At 42.4% G+C, this 19,432-nt stretch carries 19 protein-coding genes; 9 read left to right on the plus strand and 10 right to left on the minus strand.

Going from position 1 to position 19,432, the window contains the following annotated elements:
• Together V7K46_RS11450 and V7K46_RS11455 are read right to left on the minus strand one after the other, a co-directional pair.
• Window positions 1–711: a diacylglycerol/polyprenol kinase family protein gene (locus V7K46_RS11450; protein WP_335113113.1), complete on the minus strand. Its 711-nt coding sequence runs from the start codon at window positions 709–711 to the stop codon at window positions 1–3.
• Between the two features lie 141 nt (window positions 712–852).
• Complete coding sequence (locus tag V7K46_RS11455) at window positions 853–2,631, minus strand: DUF3685 domain-containing protein (protein WP_335113115.1); 1,779 nt, start codon at window positions 2,629–2,631, stop codon at window positions 853–855.
• Between the two features lie 475 nt (window positions 2,632–3,106).
• On the opposite strand from V7K46_RS11455, the gene V7K46_RS11460 reads away from it, so the two are divergent.
• Complete coding sequence (locus V7K46_RS11460) at window positions 3,107–3,409, plus strand: pentapeptide repeat-containing protein (protein WP_335113117.1); 303 nt, start codon at window positions 3,107–3,109, stop codon at window positions 3,407–3,409.
• A gap of 94 nt (window positions 3,410–3,503) precedes the next feature.
• Here V7K46_RS11460 and V7K46_RS11465 read toward each other — a convergent pair whose 3' ends face one another.
• Both V7K46_RS11465 and V7K46_RS11470 read right to left on the minus strand, forming a co-directional pair.
• Window positions 3,504–3,950, minus strand: coding sequence for a Fur family transcriptional regulator (locus V7K46_RS11465; protein WP_335113119.1), 447 nt, complete (start codon window positions 3,948–3,950; stop codon window positions 3,504–3,506).
• Window positions 3,951–4,507: 557 nt separating this feature from the next.
• Complete coding sequence (locus tag V7K46_RS11470; RefSeq protein WP_335113121.1) at window positions 4,508–5,854, minus strand: glutamate-cysteine ligase family protein; 1,347 nt, start codon at window positions 5,852–5,854, stop codon at window positions 4,508–4,510.
• Window positions 5,855–6,132: 278 nt separating this feature from the next.
• On the opposite strand from V7K46_RS11470, the gene V7K46_RS11475 reads away from it, so the two are divergent.
• On the plus strand, window positions 6,133–6,603 hold the full coding sequence (locus V7K46_RS11475) for a CRR6 family NdhI maturation factor (RefSeq protein ID WP_335113433.1): 471 nt from the start codon (window positions 6,133–6,135) through the stop codon (window positions 6,601–6,603).
• A gap of 516 nt (window positions 6,604–7,119) precedes the next feature.
• Here V7K46_RS11475 and V7K46_RS11480 read toward each other — a convergent pair.
• A complete protein-coding gene (locus V7K46_RS11480) occupies window positions 7,120–8,079 on the minus strand; it encodes a glycosyltransferase family 9 protein (protein ID WP_335113123.1) in 960 nt (319 codons plus the stop codon).
• A 69-nt stretch (window positions 8,080–8,148) separates the two neighbouring features.
• On the opposite strand from V7K46_RS11480, the gene ispD reads away from it, so the two are divergent.
• The 3 genes from ispD to V7K46_RS11495 all read left to right on the plus strand — a co-directional run bounded on the left by ispD (window position 8,149) and on the right by V7K46_RS11495 (window position 10,037).
• Window positions 8,149–8,832 (plus strand): 2-C-methyl-D-erythritol 4-phosphate cytidylyltransferase, encoded by a 684-nt coding sequence (gene ispD, locus V7K46_RS11485; protein ID WP_335113125.1) that lies wholly within the window; start codon window positions 8,149–8,151, stop codon window positions 8,830–8,832.
• A gap of 159 nt (window positions 8,833–8,991) precedes the next feature.
• Entirely contained in the window at window positions 8,992–9,534 is a 543-nt protein-coding gene (scpB, locus tag V7K46_RS11490) for an SMC-Scp complex subunit ScpB (protein WP_335067699.1), read from the plus strand.
• Window positions 9,535–9,689: 155 nt separating this feature from the next.
• Complete coding sequence (locus V7K46_RS11495) at window positions 9,690–10,037, plus strand: DUF760 domain-containing protein (protein WP_273764562.1); 348 nt, start codon at window positions 9,690–9,692, stop codon at window positions 10,035–10,037.
• 326 nt (window positions 10,038–10,363) lie between these two features.
• On the opposite strand, the gene V7K46_RS11500 is transcribed toward V7K46_RS11495, so the two are convergent.
• Window positions 10,364–11,572 (minus strand): HhoA/HhoB/HtrA family serine endopeptidase, encoded by a 1,209-nt coding sequence (locus V7K46_RS11500; protein WP_335113127.1) that lies wholly within the window; start codon window positions 11,570–11,572, stop codon window positions 10,364–10,366.
• A 225-nt stretch (window positions 11,573–11,797) separates the two neighbouring features.
• Here V7K46_RS11500 and V7K46_RS11505 point away from each other — a divergent pair, with 225 nt between their 5' ends.
• Window positions 11,798–12,691 carry a M23 family metallopeptidase gene (locus V7K46_RS11505; protein WP_335113129.1) on the plus strand — a complete coding sequence of 298 codons (894 nt, stop codon included), beginning with the start codon at window positions 11,798–11,800 and terminating at the stop codon, window positions 12,689–12,691.
• A gap of 119 nt (window positions 12,692–12,810) precedes the next feature.
• Here the strand turns inward: V7K46_RS11505 and V7K46_RS11510 are convergent, their stop codons facing one another.
• Together V7K46_RS11510 and V7K46_RS11515 are read right to left on the minus strand one after the other, a co-directional pair.
• Window positions 12,811–13,848: an isochorismatase gene (locus V7K46_RS11510; protein ID WP_335113131.1), complete on the minus strand. Its 1,038-nt coding sequence runs from the start codon at window positions 13,846–13,848 to the stop codon at window positions 12,811–12,813.
• 341 nt (window positions 13,849–14,189) lie between these two features.
• Window positions 14,190–14,573 (minus strand): hypothetical protein, encoded by a 384-nt coding sequence (locus V7K46_RS11515; RefSeq protein ID WP_335113133.1) that lies wholly within the window; start codon window positions 14,571–14,573, stop codon window positions 14,190–14,192.
• Window positions 14,574–14,765: 192 nt separating this feature from the next.
• On the opposite strand from V7K46_RS11515, the gene ispG reads away from it, so the two are divergent.
• Entirely contained in the window at window positions 14,766–15,989 is a 1,224-nt protein-coding gene (gene ispG / locus V7K46_RS11520; protein ID WP_335113435.1) for a (E)-4-hydroxy-3-methylbut-2-enyl-diphosphate synthase, read from the plus strand.
• 227 nt (window positions 15,990–16,216) lie between these two features.
• Window positions 16,217–17,500, plus strand: coding sequence for a carboxyl-terminal processing protease CtpC (gene ctpC, locus V7K46_RS11525; RefSeq protein WP_335113135.1), 1,284 nt, complete (start codon window positions 16,217–16,219; stop codon window positions 17,498–17,500).
• Window positions 17,501–17,599: 99 nt separating this feature from the next.
• Here the strand turns inward: ctpC and V7K46_RS11530 are convergent, their stop codons facing one another.
• Entirely contained in the window at window positions 17,600–17,785 is a 186-nt protein-coding gene (locus V7K46_RS11530; RefSeq protein ID WP_335113137.1) for a DDE transposase family protein, read from the minus strand.
• A gap of 251 nt (window positions 17,786–18,036) precedes the next feature.
• Between V7K46_RS11530 and V7K46_RS11535 the strand changes: the two genes are divergently transcribed.
• Window positions 18,037–18,549, plus strand: a complete 513-nt coding sequence (locus tag V7K46_RS11535; protein WP_335113139.1) for a DUF6174 domain-containing protein — start codon at window positions 18,037–18,039, stop codon at window positions 18,547–18,549.
• A 377-nt stretch (window positions 18,550–18,926) separates the two neighbouring features.
• Here the strand turns inward: V7K46_RS11535 and V7K46_RS11540 are convergent, their stop codons facing one another.
• Window positions 18,927–19,415: a hypothetical protein gene (locus tag V7K46_RS11540; protein ID WP_335113141.1), complete on the minus strand. Its 489-nt coding sequence runs from the start codon at window positions 19,413–19,415 to the stop codon at window positions 18,927–18,929.
• Between the last annotated feature and the right edge of the window lie 17 nt (window positions 19,416–19,432).

Genomic DNA, 19,432 nt, shown 5'->3' on the forward strand with positions numbered 1-19,432 from the left:
TTAAAATCCCTGCATGACTACCCACACTACCCCCGCAGCTACCAGAGGCACACTGAGGTTATCTGTACCGTGGGGTGAGACTGCCTCTGCTAGGGTGGCGAAAGTAGCAGTTATTACTGCGGTTAACAAGACCCATACCAAACTAAAAGGTTTTGCCAGGGGACTCAGCGACGAACCAGGTAGCAGCAACAGCACTAAGAAAATGACCACTGTACTCGCTACAAACATTGCTGCCGAACCTTCCCAGGAACGCACAGAATTTCCCACTTGGTATTTATGCTGTCCGAAGCGTCTACCGATTAATGCTGCTAGTGCATCCCCCCAGGTCATCGCCATTATCCCGGCTATAGCGATTGGAGCGCTATCTACTGGCCCGTCTGGTCGCCACAGTAGCCCGAAAAGCAGTGTCACTGAGATAGCGAAATAAACTGTGCCGGGTGAGCTATCCTGGGTATCCATTGCGCCAATGATTCGGTAGCGGTAAAACAGGTAGTTAAGTCCGATAAAGGTAGCAAAAGGTATAATTCCGATTTCCCAATGCTTAAACAGCAGCAGGACGCCAAAGACCCACATCCCTGCACCAATATGGATCACTTTGCGAGTCAAATCCGGCTTCACAGCAAACAGCCTACGCAGTCCCTCGCCAATCACAAGCAGACTAATCGCGTAAACATAAGAAATTGCTAGCCCGATAAAATCATTGTTAGTCATTTGTCATTTGTCATAGGGGATTGGGCACTTGTACTGAGCGTTGCCGTAAAGCCTACGGCATAGCTACGCTTAGGGCGCAGCCTCTCGTAAAGAAGTATGGGGCATTGGTCAATTATCAATAGTACTTCTTCCCCTGCTTCTTCATTTAGACCGATCGCTATTTCGTTTAAAGTTCTTTTCTACTAACGAAACACTACCAATACCTTGAAGAATACCACGACCGATTAAACCTAAACCCTGACCAATTACTTGGGTGAGGATGAAGACTATACCACTACCTAAAAAAGCTAATAGTGATTTTAAACGCGGTGCGATCGCATCACTAAATTCTAGGAGTAACGTCACTACTAAAGGAATATTAGTAAGTTTTACTAACTCCTGATTTCGAGGAGCATAAACTGAAGTCTTGGCAATGCCGCGAGGCGTAATTACAAATAGCTCATATCGACTTTCAAAAACTGCTTTTGGCTCATTTATATAATTAGCTAAACGATATTTCCACGATAAATCATTTCTAAATCGTTCAATCTCTCGTGTGGAAATCAATTGGCATCCATAAAATTTTTTTTTAATTGCTTCTACATCTGCTAAAGAGTTTAGCAGTGGTTGCACTACCCCATTCGCTACCTGAATCAACAAGTTCTCTAAAATCATTAATGCTTGGGACTTGGCTTCAGCGCTCACTACTGGATAAGAAGTATTATCAATGTTTAATTCTGTTTGAAATAGCAGATAAGAATAAAATTCACAATATAGGGGAATTTTATTGAGAATATCTCTTTGCACAACCTCTGTATTTTGGAGCAAAAAATTAACAATTTCTATATTTTGATTTCCTAATTTTATTCGAGAAAATTTACCAAAAAACTCTGTAATTGCTACTTGCCATAAATCACGTAATAGGATAAGTTTTACCTCATATAATTGATTTATCTCTATTTGAGAAGCACGCAGTTCATCCAACTGTTCAGCCAATTTTTGCAGGATAAGATAAAGTAATTCTCGTTTTTTATCTTCACGAAAGATGTCAATTTCTAAAGGGATATCTGTGACATTTTGTAAAGGAAATTGAAGTTTGGTAACGCAAGATGCAAATAACTCAGATTGTAGTCTTCCCGGACTAAGTAAAGGTGACATTTGCCTTTGTTGAATGGCACTACTTAATGAAGGAAACAGAGGCGGCTGATCAGCAACGGGGATATGTTCCTCTTGCCTTTCTTGCGATGAAATCAACAACCGATTTATTAACCAACGAGCCGCTAGCAGTTCTCGCCGCTGTCCAGCCAGAATTGCTCGATCTAGTACTGGTAGTCCGGGAACTTGTAATTGTGCTGTTACTGCGGCTAGGGTAGCGTCAATGTAAGCAATTCCTGACAAACGTAAATTATTTCGCAGTCTAAAAAAGGGAAGTGGGGAGTGGGGAACTCGCGGCCCCTGGAGGGGATTAAGGGCAATGAGGAGTGAGGAATTAGGAGTGATTATTGGTTCCGTGTCCTGAAACCAATAGGAACCACCATCTGCAACTTCTTGCATGGCGGCGACTAACTCAGGAAGTGGTGTGCCTTTGGGGCAGTAGCCATTAATACCAACAGATTTCGCAGCCAATAGTAGTCCTTGTTCTTGAACAGAACTGAGGAGCAAAATTGGCAGGTTGGGATATAAGGCTCTGAGTTGCCGACAAAATTGTAAACCTAGCTGCTGACTGGTGGTGGAGCGGCCATTACCGAATTCCAAAACCACCAAATTTACCTGGTTAGGGTCCTCTTGGGCAATTTCTGCTAAAATTTGCAAGGCAGCAGTATCAGTTTCTACCACTCCTGTAACTTGCAGGTTAGTAATTGCTTCCAGAGCTACCCGTAATCCCAGACGAAAAATTGGGTCTTGGTCGATTAACAATAATTTTAGAGGGCGATCGCTCATACTCTACTCAATTACCCAAGCACTGTTTTTTACCAATCAGAAAACAGCTTTGATACAAAACTTTGTCTTCCCGATTGTTACCTGTTTTCGCAAACTGATAAATCGATCATAGTTGGCATAGGCAGCCGTCACTGTGTAATTAAATGAACCTGAGTATTCGGCACTGGTTGACAGAACCCTAGATCGCAATCAATCAAATCAGAGGATTTCCAGTGGGGCGATCGCTCAAAATTTCTTTACATTCTGAAAACACACAGGCTTATTTGCCAGCCAATCGAAGTTAAGAGAATTATCTGCCCTTGTCCATTAACCCCTAATGCTGCATTTGTTGGGCGTTTTGTACTGCGACGGACTGCAAGATGATGAACTATTGGAGTTAGTTGCTAATACTTAAAAGTCTTATCTGTTATGGGAAATTTATCATCGCCTGAGTCGATGGTTGTTGGGCTATCCGCTAATTGGTGGGATCAAGACGATGCTACTGCGCTCAAAATCGGCTCATATCCACCGGACTCCAGAAGCGATCGCTAATTTACTCGCTGGTCGTCATCCCCAAGATTTAATGGAGAACCGCTATAATACTTTTCCAGGATTTAACTTTAAATTTCGGGATTTAAAAAACAATTTTCAGCAGACAAACTTATCGAATGCGAAGTTAATTGGGGCAAATTTAGCTAACGCAAACTTACAATTATTACCAGGAGATTTAGATGATCATACCGATGATGACGAGACAGTTTTTGGCAATAACCCCATTGATGAGACTAATGGTTATTAGGTTTTATTAGCTAGGAAAGCTAGAATCCAGACTTTTAACTCCAAACTCCTGTACAGACGCGATTAATCGCGTCTCTCTCACTTCTTAACTCTCATCAGCTTTCTTGCGGGTTGCGGTAGCCAAAAAAGTTAATACTATATTCAGTAATCCGTACTCCTGTTTGTTCTTCAATTTTGCGGATAAAATCTTCTGGCAGTTCCACATGAACATCAAGAATTTGATTTGTATCTATACAGTTAACATGACTGTGAGAGTCACTGATATTACCGTATAAACGCCCATCACAGCGTTCAATACACTCAATGATGCTCTGACTAGATAATGCTTCTAAATTTTGATAAACAGACGTATGACCGATTTCTTTGCCTTGTTGGTTCAAGCGATCGTAAATTTCCCTAGCAGAAAGATGTTCATTTGCTTGCCAAAGTAATTCCAGAATAAAGCGACGCTGACGACTAACGCGCATACCCAGGATTTGACACTGCTCAAGGGCATCTTCTAGGGAACGAATTTGTTTTGTAGGAATTGTTTGTTTTTGCATATTACAGCTTGTAAACTGTTAAGGAAATTTTCCCATTTCAACGTTTATTGGTTATTTAATATATGCAATCATATTGCACAGCGCTTTTTTACCTGTACTTGTATTTTGGCTTTTGATGCTGCGGAAGTGACAGGTGGTGATAATGATTTTTTTGGTTGTTGAGGGCTACTTTGTCAGACCTTTATCTAAAACAAACTCATTACAACTTTAACTTAAAATTGCTGTAAATGTCCACCTTGGGACAGGCGTTGCCTTTTCCAAGTAGGCTAATTCTAATCACATACTATGTTAATGGTGTAGCAATTTATATTTAAATATAAATAATTATTGTAATTAGAAAAGTAATATTTACAGCTATTTTCAGGTAAATAGACCACGCGCCCCTAGCGCAAGGCCTTGCGCCCCTACGACAGATGTGGTTCAAATACTTGAATTCTGGTGTAAGTGTAGCCAAATCCGCTATACGTGAATATCGTAAGGGGGTAAGAGGTTGTTGCCAACGCCAACAACCTCTTACCCCCTCAAGTATTTATGAAAAACTTTGCACTCTATTTCGATTAATGCTGCTGTAGTAATAATCCTTCATCAGCATCCAACGCTGCTAGGGGATTTTCTGTGTCTATCGATGAAACTTGTGCTTCTAGCTTGTCACAACATTCACGCACTAAACGCAAACCGTCATCTAATGGAAGTTGAGCAGTTGTTGGGGTAAACTCTTGCAATATCCCAGCTTCTATCGTCTGATAGTGATCGAGGTGTTTGCTCAATTTCGCCAGAAAATTTGCTCCTTCGCCACCCTGAGCGCTTGCAAACTGCAAAATTGAATCGACATAAGCCTTAACTTTGGGGTTTTTAACTCCCTCTGTAGCTGAGGTATAAAGCAATTCACCTGATAGATATTCAAAATCTGGTACATATAGGCGATCGCCAACTACTTCAAATATCTGCATTTCTTTCGCTGGTCTAACTGTTAATTTCTCACGTCTGACTCGATCAGCCGCCTTCTCAAGCAGTGTAATTACAGCTAAAATTACCAGAGGATAGTTACTATCTATACATCTAATTTCCACTGTGCTGAGATTGTTGAGTCTAACTGGATTCCAAGCTGACTTGAGTAAGCTGACTCCTGCTTCTTTGAACAGGTTCGGTTCAATTCCGGCTTTTTCCATCGCTTGCAACCAAGCATAATAACGAGCAAATTGCTGTTCAACTAAACCCTCCACACTCAATGCATAAGGCATGAGTCCACCGACTGGCTGTAAATCAGTGTAAACTCCTTCCCAGCCAAAGGTTTCACTACCTCGATAACGAGTTGTGTGCGCGGCTAGTCCGATCGCCTGTCCTTCATAAAATGGACACGCCCGCGTCAGAGAAATGAGTGCTGAGTCGCAAGCTGTAGCTAAATTATAGATATTTAGTAGTTCTTCTCGCTCTTTTGATGTCGAGTTGTAGGATACTGCAACATCAGGGTCAATTACCCCAGGCGGGACTTCCAAATGCAGGTGTGTACCTGTACATTTGCCGGCGTGTAAAAATTTCTCATAGCCGACAGTCCGCGCTTGGATATGGTAATTAGGCTGATCGCGCATAACTGGTGTAATGTGCAAAGGGTAGCTAGACAGAGGGTAAAGGCGTAAACCCATCTGTTGCGCCACAGAAAGCGCCAATTTGAGATTTTTGAGATAAACTCTTCCTAGTTCTGTACCAGTGTCGGCAGGAGGTGTGTTAATTTCTACCATGCTTTTGACGAACTCTGGCACAAAGTACTTTGGGTTTAAACCTTGTGTTTGCGCCATTAAGTGACAAGCTTCCAAAAACTCATCGGCGCGATCGCTCAGATAACCAGTCTCATCTACCAGAAAAAATTCTTGTTCAAGACCAATACGACGCTTTAATACATTCATCTAGACCTCCACAAGAGCATAATATTTACCTGCTGTCATCACGGATCATAAAGTGTTTTTACCTCTTCTAATTCCCCGTCTATACATCCCAATTTTGTGGGTAAGGGTAAGCCAAAACTGAGAAGCATTCCCAGCGAGGCAATTATGCACAGCCAAAGCGTTGAGACTGCCAACTTTGGTTTGTGTAACTAAAGGTCAATCTAGCGTCAATCCCTGAAAGCTGCTACTGTAGATTGTCGATCCTACAGTTGAGCATCAAGAAAGTGACTGCTGAATCAATGACAATCGCGATCGCACTCAATAATGACTTCATTAACAATCTGGATCTGTCGCCTGCGTCAACGGTGATTGAACAACTGCTGCAAGCTGGTCTAGTATCCCATGAACAGCAGCTACGTTTTGATATCAAATACGATCAAGAACCTGGCGATCCACGGGAACTCTCAGAAATTCCAGAGGTGCGGCTATGGTTTGTGCGCCTAGATGCCAAATACCCCTGGTTAGCATTTTTACTAGATTGGAAAGCTGGAGAGTTTGTTCGTTATGCTGCCATGCTTGTACCACACCAGTTCAGTTCTCAAGAAGGCATTCAGTACAATCCTGAAGCCTTAGAAATATTTTTGATGCATAAAATCTTTACTTTAGGTGATTGGCTCAAACAACAGGGCATCCCCAGCCTATCGCGGCTGAAGTCTATGGCCCAAATGCTGGGTTATGAATTAGATGATGCTTTTTTTGAGATATTTTAAATCGCGAAATCGCTAAGTGCAACGACTACTGTATTTAAATCGTGAATTGCTTGAAATAAAACGTTACCCTCCTATTCATTAATCATGACCTCTATCCTCGTCTTCGGCGCAGGCGAACTTGGCCTCTCTATTAATTTACGTGATGCTATAGAAACCGTTCTCAAGCAAGCAGCGTCCTAAGTAATATGGCTACAGCTATAAAATCTAAAATCTAAAATCTAAAATTGGCACAGTTAACTTTGATTTGATAAGTTCGTAGTTTGCGCTGGCTTCGCTAAAACGCAAACTACGAACAATCCTTAACCATCAATTATTTCTTTACAAACTATTAATGGGACATGGATTTAGTCCTCTGGGGCATAAATGCAGAGAAAAATCTAATTTTCTAGCGTATTTTTTAATACTTAATGACCGCAAAATCTAGCCGTCATGTCCAGTTTTGCGGTCATTTAATAAACGCATAACTACATTGGATATCCAATAGACTGATTGCAGAAATTGGGACAAACTGCTGGTTTAGCCACCCAAAATTTTCTCCAAAACTGCGTTTGGTGAAACATCCGCCGTTTTTCCCGTGGGGGATTCAATGGCCAGAAATTTATCGTTTTTCGGCAACAACTTAGCTGGATCGCTGGGCCCAAATAGGGCGATAGTATAGGTTTGCACTGCAACGCTCAGTTGTAGTGCCGCACTATCAGTAGACAACATCAAATTAGCCCCGGCAATTATGGCAGTTAACTTGCCAATATCATCTGGGGCAGTCACCTTGATATCTGGAGAAGACTCCAGAAGCGATCGCATAAACTGCTGATCATCAAGTCCTTTAATAACCACCACAGGCAGATCCGGCTGCTTATGTTGGAAGGCTTGAATAATTTGATGCCACTTCTCGACAGGGTAGATTTTATCCGGTTCTTTAGCCTGGGATAACTGGCCAGAACCGCCATGAATCAAGATATAGCCTGTTTCATGCACCCCTAAGCGTTTTTGTTCCTTTTGTGCCCACTCAATATCTGGTTTTGGCACATTTACTGCTAACTCTGGGACAGGGCTATTTATTTCCAATGGTTGGAGCAAATCATGATATACTGCCGCCGCATACTGGGATGGTTTGAATGGCACAGCGTGGCTTAGAAAAACCGAACCTTTGCCTTGGTAGCCAATGCGTATGGGAATTCCTGTTAACCAGAGCAAAAGACCCAGCAACCAACTTTGCTTCACAGCAATGACAACATCGTATTCGCGATCGCGAATTACGCCTACCAGGTTACCCCAATCTGCCAGACTGTTACGGTCTTGAAAATCAAAGTTCAGCACCTCGTGAACTGATTTGCTCACTCGGTAGGCAGCCTTTGACCGGGGTTCAACAACGACATCTATCTGAGCGTTAGGGTAATGGCGCTTCAGGTCATCTAGAGTCGGAAAGAAGAGAATTTGGTCGCCAATTCCGCCAGGTACAAGGGCTACTACTCGCATAATATTTATTGACGCTTACTCGCTCCCTATTTTAGGGGAAAATATATAGCTTAAAGATTGAGGAATTCTGTGTATTTACTAATTCCAGCTGCGGGAATCGGAAAAAGAATGGGGAGTAACCGCAATAAACTCCTACTGCTCGTGCGATCGCAACCAATTATTGCTTGGACTCTATTAGCCGCAGAAGCCGCAAGTACAATCAATTGGATTGGGATTATTTCCCAGCCTGATGACTGGTCTGACTTGAAAGCAATTATCGCCGATCTGAAGCTGACTAAACCAGTGGAATTGATTCAAGGTGGCTCCACGCGCCAAGAATCTGTTTACAATGGCTTGCAGTCCCTCCCAGTAGCCGCAGAACAAGTATTGATTCATGATGGGGCCAGATGCCTTGTCACATCAGATTTATTTAACTCTTGTGCCGAGGCGATTCGCCACTGTCCCGGTTTAATTGCTGGTGTACCCGTCAAAGACACCATCAAAGTTGTCGATCAACAAGGCATAATTCAAGAAACACCCGACAGACGACAATTGTGGGCGGCACAAACTCCTCAAGGATTTGATGTCAAGTTGTTGAAACAGTGCCATGCTGAAGGTGTCCGTCAAGGTTGGGAAGTAACTGACGATGCCGCTTTGTTTGAAAGGTGCGGTATTGAAGTCCGAATTGTCGAGGGAGAGGAGACAAATTTAAAAGTGACCACTCGACAAGATTTAGCGATCGCAGAATTTATTCTCACAAGTAGAGGCTTTTGATGAAAATGAACCGGTAGAGGGGAAACTTTCTCTAGGTTTTTTCTCATGCCCCTTTCAAACAATAATTTTGGCAATTTAGGATATAATTCCACACACTTGTTGATTGTTAGTTGTCATCTGCTAATAACTAGTAACTAATGACTAGTAACTAATGACTAAATGATTACAGCCACCGCGACGAAGATAGAAGCAATTCTCTACTTAAAGGGTAAACCCTTGTCGCTCGGCGAAATTGCCGAGTATGCCGCGTGCGATCGCGCCACTGTCAAAGAAGGCATAATTGAACTAATGGACAACTATGCCCACCGAGATAGCGCTTTAGAGGTAATAGAAACCCCAGATGGTTACAGTTTGCAACTCCGGTCTGACTTTCATGATTTAGTGCAAACGATGATACCAGTAGAATTGGGAGTAGGTGCATTGCGGACTTTGGCAGCGATCGCCCTCAATAGTCCTATACTCCAGAGCGACTTGATCAACCTGCGCGGTTCAGGAGTATATCAGCACGTTCCAGAACTCGTCGAACTTGGTTTCATCCGAAAGCGCCGAGACAGCGATTCTCGCTCCTACTCGCTCCAAGTAACGCCGAAATTTCACCAATATTTCCAAATCGAACAACTCCCGCAAATACTTTCCACCAGCCAGAAGGAAGAACAACTAGAACTAGAACTAGAACTGAAGGGAGTAGGGATTGGGGAGTAGGGAGTAGGGGGATGAGGAGAATAACTTATATGCCCCATTCCCAATGCCCAATGCCCTCTGCCCTCTGCTTTTAAAGGCTTATACCCGTAGTGAATGCGCTACCCTTGTACAATGGTTTAAAGTAGAGTTAGCAATTAAGCTAAATAAAACTGCCAATGGTGTTTAATCCTGACTTCTTGAATGACAACTCTGAGGAACACCCTAATCAACTTCTTTCCGACCACTCTGAGGAATACCCCAATCAGTTACTCAAATATCTACAGCATCAGTCTCCTGATGTTTTAGCGAGGATTGCTCAGTCCGCCAGCCCGGAAATTAAACAAATCATCTCCCAAAATGTCCAAGGGCTAGTGGGAATGCTCCCTGTAGAAAATTTCAACGTGCAAATCACTACAGATCGGGAGAACTTAGCTGGGCTTTTAGCGTCGGCCATGATGACAGGGTATTTTCTGCGCCAGATGGAACAAAGAATGCAGTTAGAGCATTTGTCTAATGGTCAATAATCAATAGTTAGTAGTCAAATATTCTGAGACTATTGACCAAATAATTACTGATTCGTAATTCGTAATTAAGAGGGTACACAGCTACCACCAAAATCTCTAATTTGGTGGTCAACTAGACAGTGAGGGTACAGAGTAAGCACTGATTACAACTACGAATTACGAAAGCATTGCGGTAGCACTAGCGTAGCGTAAAGCCTTTTCTTCTCCTAAGGGGAGACGCTGTTCGCGTTCGCCAACGGCATGGCAACTCTTAGAAACGCCGTTCGCTTAGAGCGAGTAATTGAGTGTCGGAACGAGCGTTAGTTATCAATTACGAATTACCTTCACTACTTCCTTTCAGGATAAGCACCTGATTGCACTTTAAAGGTTTGAATTTTACCGCTGCGGTTGACTTCGATCACTAAAATGTCCCCAACTTTGCTGGCCTCTACTAACTTCTGAACTTGGGCTGAGGTTTTGACTGGTTTACCATTAACTTTTTGAATCATGTCTCCAGGAAACAGTCCTCCGCGCTTGGCTGGGGAATCGTCTGTGACTCCTCTAATCACAATTCCAGCGTCCTGCTGAATGTTCAATTGATTTTCTTGATTAATCTGCTGTTTTTTGATCGGAGAAAGGTCTGCCATTTCAATACCTAAGAAGGGATGTTCCACACGCCCTTTGGTAAAAAGTTCATTGGCGATGCGGGCGGCGGTTTCAATGGGAATGGCGAAACCGAGTCCTTGAGCATCAGCGCGGATGGCAGTGTTAACACCAATCACTTCGCCTTGGGCGTTTAACAAGGGGCCACCAGAATTACCAGGGTTAATTGCGGCATCAGTTTGGATAAAGCTGACTCGCTTATCTGGGATACCTACCTGAGTACTGGTGCGATCTGTAGCGCTGATGATGCCAATAGTAACAGTATTATCTAAACCTAGAGGATTGCCAATAGCGATCGCCCATTCTCCTGGTATTAAATTTTGCGAATTGCCCAGCTTCACTGTCGGTAAATGATTCGCTTTTATTTTCACCACTGCGACATCTGTCACAGAATCAACTCCTACCACCTTTCCCTCTAGACTCCGCCCATCTTTGAGGGTTACTAGTACTGTATCTGTATCTGCTACCACATGAGCGTTGGTGAGTAATTCTCCATCTTCGCTCAAAATAAATCCCGATCCTGTACCGCGCTCAATACGCTCTTGAGGAATTGGTTGTTCATCCTCTCCAAAGAATCGCCGCAAGAGGGGATTTTTCAAAGCGTCAGAGATCGGATTGGCTACTTTGCGGGTGGCATTAATTCGCACCACAGCCGGGCCAACTTTTTGTACTGCCGTCGCAATAAAATTCACATTCTCGCCCCCAGTAGCCCCAATAGCTGCGTTAGGAGAATTTGGAACTATGGATTCTGGAGGCAATGCCATTGTCACATTTCTTAACTGTTGGAACGAGGGATTTTGTAGCAAGAGATAGCGACTCCCAAACAAACCTGCACCACAGCCGAACACCAGTAAAAATACATAAACGACTAGTTGCTTTAAAGATAACTTCATAATCATTCTGCTTAAGGACAGCAATGCAGTTGCTAATTTCTAAGTGTAGTCAAGCTAACGGCAAGTGGACAGATCAATTTATAAGGAATTGGGCATGGGGCATTAGTTATTCTCCCTGTCTGTATTGTCCTCCTCATCTCCCCCTGCTTTCTCTGCTCCTTCATCTCCCCACTCCCCACTCTTCCCATCTAAAATCTAAAGTTAATGCGCTCCTGACCTGTATACATGACTTTACCCTTTCGTCAACTGTTTCTCTGTAGCTTAGTTAGCGCCTTGGGCCTAGTATCCATAGTGCCAAACACTAACAGTGCTAATGCTGCTGTAGGTGGTTGCCCAACTCCAGCCCTATCTCGCTTCCAACGCCATAAAGTTGTTCGTGGCGAAACTTTGGAGAGCATAGCGCAGCGCTACAATCTCATTCCCACAACTATTATCGGCATGAATCCAGCTTTGCAGAACGGTGCGATTGCAGTCGTTGGTAGTGTACTTCAAATTCCTCCCTACAATGGGGTTGTAGTCGAAGTGCCTCGCGGTGAAACTTGGCGACAAGTGGCAGCAAAATACAAAGTTCGTGCTGATAGCCTTTTTGAAGTGAATGGTTGCCAAGAAGACCCCAGAATTGTGTTTGTTCCGGGGGTAAATTGGTCGCCCAATGGTGTTGTAACTAAGTCCCCTTTACCTACTGATACAGGAATGCCAAACCGTGCATCTCTGTCTGGATATCCTTTGGCACAAGTGGCAACTGTAGCATTAGCTTATGGCTGGCAAATCAATCCTGCGACAGGTCAAGTTTTCTTTCATAGTGGTGTTGACTTATTAGCAGCAATGGGTACTAATGTGCTGGCGATCGCTCCTGGAACCGTAGCCTTTGCTAATGATCAAGGTACTTATGGCAAGTTGGTCATTATTAACCACAGTGGCGGACTCCAAAGCCGCTATGCCCAGCTTGACAGTATCAAAGTTACTGTCGGTCAGCAAGTGAAAAAAGGAGACTTACTGGGAACAGTAGGCACTAGTGGACAACCAAGTTCCAGCCAACCGCATCTCCATTTTGAAGTGCGTTCTAGCTCATCTCTAGGTTGGGTAGCAGAAGATCCAAAGGGTTATTTGAAGAAATAAGGTTCGTTTTGAAACGCATAGGCGCTTCTCTACGAGACGCTACGCGAACGCCTTCTTGCAGGGTAGGAACGCAGCAGAAATCTCTGTGTTCCTCTACCGAACCTTTACGATCCTTTGCGTTAAAAAAAGGATGCTATATTTTCGCTAGATTTTACGATGTGCATTCCTGCCTCTGCAAACCTTGCAAATGCTGCATCTGCCTGTTCTGTGTAGTCCACAATACCGGGAACAACAACAGGAGAAGTGCAATCTTCTAAGAGATAGATTTTTTGAGCAAGGCTAGCATCTACCTGTTTAATTTCTGTTAATAAATCGTCAATTGTCCAGGCGACGCAATGACTTTTGGCTTGACCACCAATAATTACTGCATCAAATTCTAAAAGTTGCTGAATCAGGTGCGTGTTCTTTTGAGCAAGTGGACGCTGCTCAAAATCTTCTAACACTTCTGGGCGTAAGATGGAATAGTTTTCTGTTAAAGGATTTTCACCTTTGATTTCAAATTGCGTCTGACTTTGACGAGCAATGCCGTGGAAAAATATCGCTTCTTCTACTGATGAGACTAAAGCATGACCGATACCGCCTAACATAGAATGATAAGGCCAAACAGTGAGGGGATATTTACCGTCTTGACTGAGTTGCTTAAGGTAATGGTAAGCGTGTTTTTCTAATAATTTATAATCCCCATTAGTAACACTGTTAGCAACTGCTGGGTTAACTTTCCAGATACCTTGTTGAATATCTGCTGGTGTAATGCTAGTTGCTGCTGGGGTGGGATGTTCTCCGGCGGCGTTCACCCAAAAGATGGGATGAAAAATTTGTGTTGCGGTGTGGGTGTCTAAGGTGGGTACAATTTTGGTAATTACCCCCAAGTTGCGATAAATAAACTCACATAATCTGACATTATCATCCACCGCCTCATTCCCAGATTTTCCACCTACAAATAATTCAAAATCGGGGATGCAGAAGGTGTTTTGGACATCAATTAATAGTAAGCAAATGCGAGTTTTATCTAAAGATGCAGGTTTGATATCATGTTGTTTTGCCCAGATTTCAGCTTCGGTGGCACGTTCTTGGTAAGGTACACGCCAGACTTCGCCCACTTCTTCAGGTTTAAAGTGTGGGGGAATTGGTAGTTGGGTTGTTGTTTGAGTGTTCATTTAAAATCTGTACTTATTTTTTAATTATTAGGCTTGCCTTAGTTAAAAATAATGGTGAACTTAGTAAACGTCATCATGAGAACCTAAAGTTAGCAACAAAATTTCTTCCTCTCGTGATTCAGGATTTGTAACAAATTTAAATAAAATTCGATTACGATAATCAATTGAGCATGAGTATCTATCCGATGAATCACCTTTTAGCTTGTGACTACGTAAACTGAGTTGAAATGGGTCTTCAGCGATTTGTTATAATATTTGCTCAATTTGAGAACGTAATTCTGGATTTTTCTTGACTAGACGCTTAAAGGCACGAACAAAAGTCGGACTCCAAACCAAATTGTTCACTCGTCTAACTCCGCCATCAAATCTGCAACTGAACCACGCCGGACATTGCCCTGAGCATAATCACTCTCTGCTTGCACGATTTCTTTTAATAAGTCATCCCGTCGCTGTTGTTTGAGGCGCTTTTGGATAATATCTACAAGAATAGCCTGAGTTTCTGGATCTAACGCTTCAACTGCTTCTATAGCTTTCTGGAATATAGATGTTTTTTCTAGCATGGGAGTTAAAGCATTTGGTGATAAGTCTAATTTAGCTGGTAGTAGGGGCGATCGCTCCTCATCCTCTTTCCTTAATAGTATATTTGTATTATTAAAACAAAAATTTAGCGATCGCTTCCTTAAGCTTTCCTGTGAAACCTGCGCGATCGCACTTAAGCTACTCACTTAAAAAGATTTTTAAGTAATATATTTTTACAAATGAGCAAAACTCCTCAATTGCTCTTTATTTCTTTGTCTGTGTTATTTTGGATTTTTTCTATACTAATCGTCCAAAAGAGCTACTACCTGTGGCAATCTGAGAAACAGAGATTTATCAAATCTGATATTTTAGCTACAGGAAATTTACCTGATAGGGTTATGCAAATGCCAACTCTTACAACTTCTAACACCACAGTGGATCAACCCACTTTTGATACAACTATCAAGCGGCGTAAAACCCGTCCTGTAAAAGTGGGAAATGTCACCATTGGCGGCGGCTACCCTGTTGTGGTGCAGTCAATGATTAACGAAGACACTCTTGATATTGATGGTTCCGTAGCTGGTATTCGTCGTCTGCACGAAATTGGCTGCGAAATTGTCCGTGTCACAGTTCCGAGTATGGCTCATGCTAAAGCTTTAGCAGAAATTAAACAAAAATTAATAAAAACTTACCAAGACATACCAGTTGTGGCAGATGTCCATCACAATGGGCTGAAAATCGCTCTGGAAGTCTCCAAGCACATAGAGAAAGTACGGATTAATCCGGGCTTGTATGTATTTGAAAAGCCAAACCTTAATCGAACTGAGTATACTAAAACCGAATTTGACGAAATTGGCGATAAAATCCGCGAAACCTTAGAACCTCTGGTAGTTTCTTTGCGCGATCAAGGTAAATCGATGCGAATTGGGGTAAATCACGGTTCCCTCGCTGAAAGGATGCTATTTACCTACGGTGACACTCCCGAAGGCATGGTGGAATCTGCCATAGAATTTATCCGCATCTGTGAATCTTTGGATTTCCGCAACTTGGTAATTTCCATGAAAGCCTCACGAGTACCAGTGATGCTAGCCGCCTATCGCCTTATGGCCAAGCGCATGGATCAACTGGGTATGGATTATCCGCTACATTTAGGCGTTACGGAAGCCGGTGATGGCGAATACGGACGAATTAAATCTACGGCTGGTATTGCTACCTTACTTGCTGATGGCATTGGCGATACAATTCGCGTCTCACTTACAGAAGCACCAGAAAAAGAAATTCCCGTATGCTACAGCATTCTCCAGGCTTTGGGATTGCGAAAAACGATGGTGGAATACGTCGCTTGTCCTTCCTGTGGACGCACTTTGTTTAACCTAGAGGAAGTGCTGCACAAAGTTCGGGAAGCCACTAAACACCTAACTGGGTTAGATGTGGCAGTTATGGGTTGCATTGTCAATGGCCCCGGAGAAATGGCAGATGCTGACTATGGTTATGTTGGCAAAACACCTGGTTACATTTCTTTGTATCGTGGCCGGGAAGAAATTAAAAAAGTCTCAGAAGATAAAGGTGTAGAGGAATTAATTAACCTTATTAAAGCAGATGATCGCTGGGTAGAACCGTAAGGGAAGTGGGGAGTGCTGAGTGAAGAATTTCACTTCTTTACTCAGAACTCAGAAAAGAGAAACTGTTTTGCCTTATGCCCAAAAATTTTGTATCTTAAAACTACCAAGGTCACCGGATTGTCAAGTATTTTGTTGAAATTAGGAATACATCCTCCATCTGTACAGTGGTAGCCTGTGTTAGATTGAGCATACTGACTATATATTTTCCCTCTGACGCAGCTGTCATTATGGTGATTACAAAAAGTAGGCTTGTTTTGGGTGCTACGGTAGTGACACTCTCCACGATCGCTGTTACTAGCCTTGGCATTCACTCGCGAGGTGAGGCTTTATTTAAAGCAAGTCCCAAAGAATTGGTAGATGAAGTTTGGCAAATTGTTCAGCGCCAATATGTAGACGGTACTTTTAATCAGGTAGATTGGCAGGCTGTTCGTAAGGAGTATTTGAGCAAGTCCTACAGTAATCCGCAGGAAGCGTATAAGTCCATTCGGGAAATGCTGAAAAAGCTAGAAGATCCCTACACCCGATTTATGAACCCAGAGGAATTCAAGAGTATGCAAGTGGAGACCTCTGGAAAACTCACAGGGATTGGGATCACGATCAGTCAGGATGAAAAAACGAAGCAACTGGTTGTAATTGCGCCAATCGAAGATACACCAGCCTTTAAAGCTGGTATTTTGGCAAAAGATGTCATCCTCAAAATCGACGGTAAAAATACCAAGGGGATGGATATTAATCAGGCAGTATCCCTGATTCGAGGTGAAGCAGGAACGCAAGTCAGTTTAACGATTCAGCGCGACGCTCAGACAAAAGAATTTGACATCAAGCGCGCGCAGATTGAAATCCATTCAGTTAAGTATTCCCAAAAGAAAACTCCAGCAGGTAACCTTGGGTACATTCGCTTGAATCAGTTCAGCGCCAATGCTGGTCAAGAAATGCAAATCGCCATTAAAGATTTAGAAACCAAGCAAGTAGCTGGATATATTTTGGATCTGCGTGGTAATCCAGGTGGCTTACTCTTCTCCAGTGTAGACATTGCCCGGATGTGGATAGATAAAGGTAAGATTGTCTCCACCGTTGAACGCCAAGGAGAGGCATCAAAAGAAGAGGCAAATGGACACGCCTTGACGAATAAACCGTTGGTGGTTCTGGTAGATAAAGGTTCAGCTAGTGCAAGTGAAATCCTCTCAGGGGCTTTGCAGGACAACAAGCGTGCTACTTTGGTTGGTACTCAAACCTTTGGTAAGGGACTAGTGCAATCGGTGCGTCCCTTAGAAGATGGCTCAGGATTAGCGGTAACAATAGCTCATTACTATACCCCCAACGGTACAGATATTAACCATAAAGGTATTGCTCCAGATGTGAAGGTAGATTTGACCAAACAGCAGATGGAGGAGTTATGGCTCCATGAACGTGATAAACTCGCTACCCTAGAAGATCCCCAATTCGCTAAAGCAGTGGAAGTGATAGGTAAAAAAATTGCTGCTAAGAGCACAACTTCAGCAGAAAAATGAACAGTTAGAAATAAAGTTAGGAGTCAATAGTGAGGAGTTAGGAATAAAAACCATGATTGTCAACTCATAACTTTTAACTCTAAACTCCTAACTTTTAACTTAAACTGGTTGGCACTTGCCAGCCCTAATAAGTCCGACACGCCGAGCGATCGCTTCTTCTTGCGAACTAAAAGGCCCCCACTGTTCTATAATCTCTAGATTATCGTCGCCAAGTTTATCGTTGGGGAGAATTTCGCAATTCCCAACAGAACGCTTGACAATATACCAAGTTTGTGAATTATTCATGCTTGAAATAAAAACTTTGTTTTTTACAGTAAGGATTCTAAGGCATACAGAAAATATTCTCCCGTGTATGTGATTGTGTTAGATATGATTTAGCTATAGACTACACTTACAACCAGTTCCTTACAGCCAGAATGCTATTTGCCCTTGGCTACCCACTGAATAATTTTAATAAAAATATAAAGTGTACTTAAATAAGTAGATAAATTAATATACAATACATATGTAATACTTCTGAAATTCAATAGATTGATATGCGTTTACCTATCATTATCAGTGCGGGGTTATTGCTATCTTTAGGACTGAACCTACCAGTAATGTCCAAATCTCCTATAGAGATAGCACAAGCACAATCGCCAGCGAGTAATAACTGGAATTTAAAACGATCGCAAAGGCGATTAGACTTTAATCGCTATTTCTGGAATCGGCAAAAAATTTCCAACTATGATTATACATTGAGCAATAGTTGCTTTTGTATAGCCGACGCTAGGGGACCAGTAGTCATTAAAGTACGTAATGGTCAAACAATTTCCGTCACTTCTGTAGCTACAGGTAAACCAGTTAATCCAGAATTCTTTCAAAGCTACAACACAATTCCTAAGCTGTTTGATGTAATTCAAGATGCTATCAACCGTAAAGCCTTCAGCCTGAATGTGCGGTACAATCCTCAATACGGCTTTCCAATCCAAATTGATATCGATTACAACAGTCAGATAGCTGATGAAGAAAAATATCTCACAATTGAGAATTTTAAGGTAATTAAATAGCTGCTGCAACCAGAAATTAGATATTAAGGCAATAGGTATGCTTACCTTGATCATTAGACCTCTTGCATAAATGCTTAAATTGTCATATTGAGCGGAGTTAAACAGAGTAGTAAGATTTTTCTCTGCACTGCGTTCTGCTCAAAATGACATTCCTGATTTTTTGACTTTTGCAAGAGGTCTATTAACTGCTGGCGTTCAAGTTTCTATGTGTTGCTGTGCGAATGTCTCAGAGTTAAAGGCGATGTCAAAGACAGTACTGCTATTCGGGAATAACTGGTAATAAAAATACAAGCCTAGATCCAACATATATTAAATAAACTATCTAATTTTTTGAGACAGGTATTGAAAGTAAAACTGAATATTAACCATTTTATTTATTACCCTTCTGGCAATTTAGCAAACGCCTGCTCAACTAACTCTTTTGCCTTAGCATCCAAACGTAGCCAATCCACTTCACCCAGTTCATCAATTAAATTAGTATCAACATCAGCAGTTTCCTTCTCTGGGCTGTATTCCAGAAAACACACTTGATAACATAGTTCCCACAAATCGATACTCGCTTCTTGCTGTTGACGCTGCAAACGTAGATGATATCCTGGATGGGGCATCGGCAGACGAGCAAGAGTCTCTCTGATTCCATCTGCTTCTTGGGGCGTTGCAGTTTCCATTGCTTGCAACAACTCAGTCACCAATGCTTTGATTTCATCAGTGGTGTTATACGGCCAAATCAGGACATCGTTATAAGTTCCCGTCCAGGAAGATTCATCAAGCAACTTGCGGATATTGTCGATAACGCGAATGAAAGCAGGTTGCATGAGAATTTCAGCCTGCTGCCATGCAACTGAGTTTGTTATTTTAGGTGGCATTGGTAGTAAATAGGGGC

Origin of the sequence: Nostoc sp. (genome assembly GCF_036917395.1) — a bacterium.
GTDB lineage: Bacteria > Cyanobacteriota > Cyanobacteriia > Cyanobacteriales > Nostocaceae > Nostoc.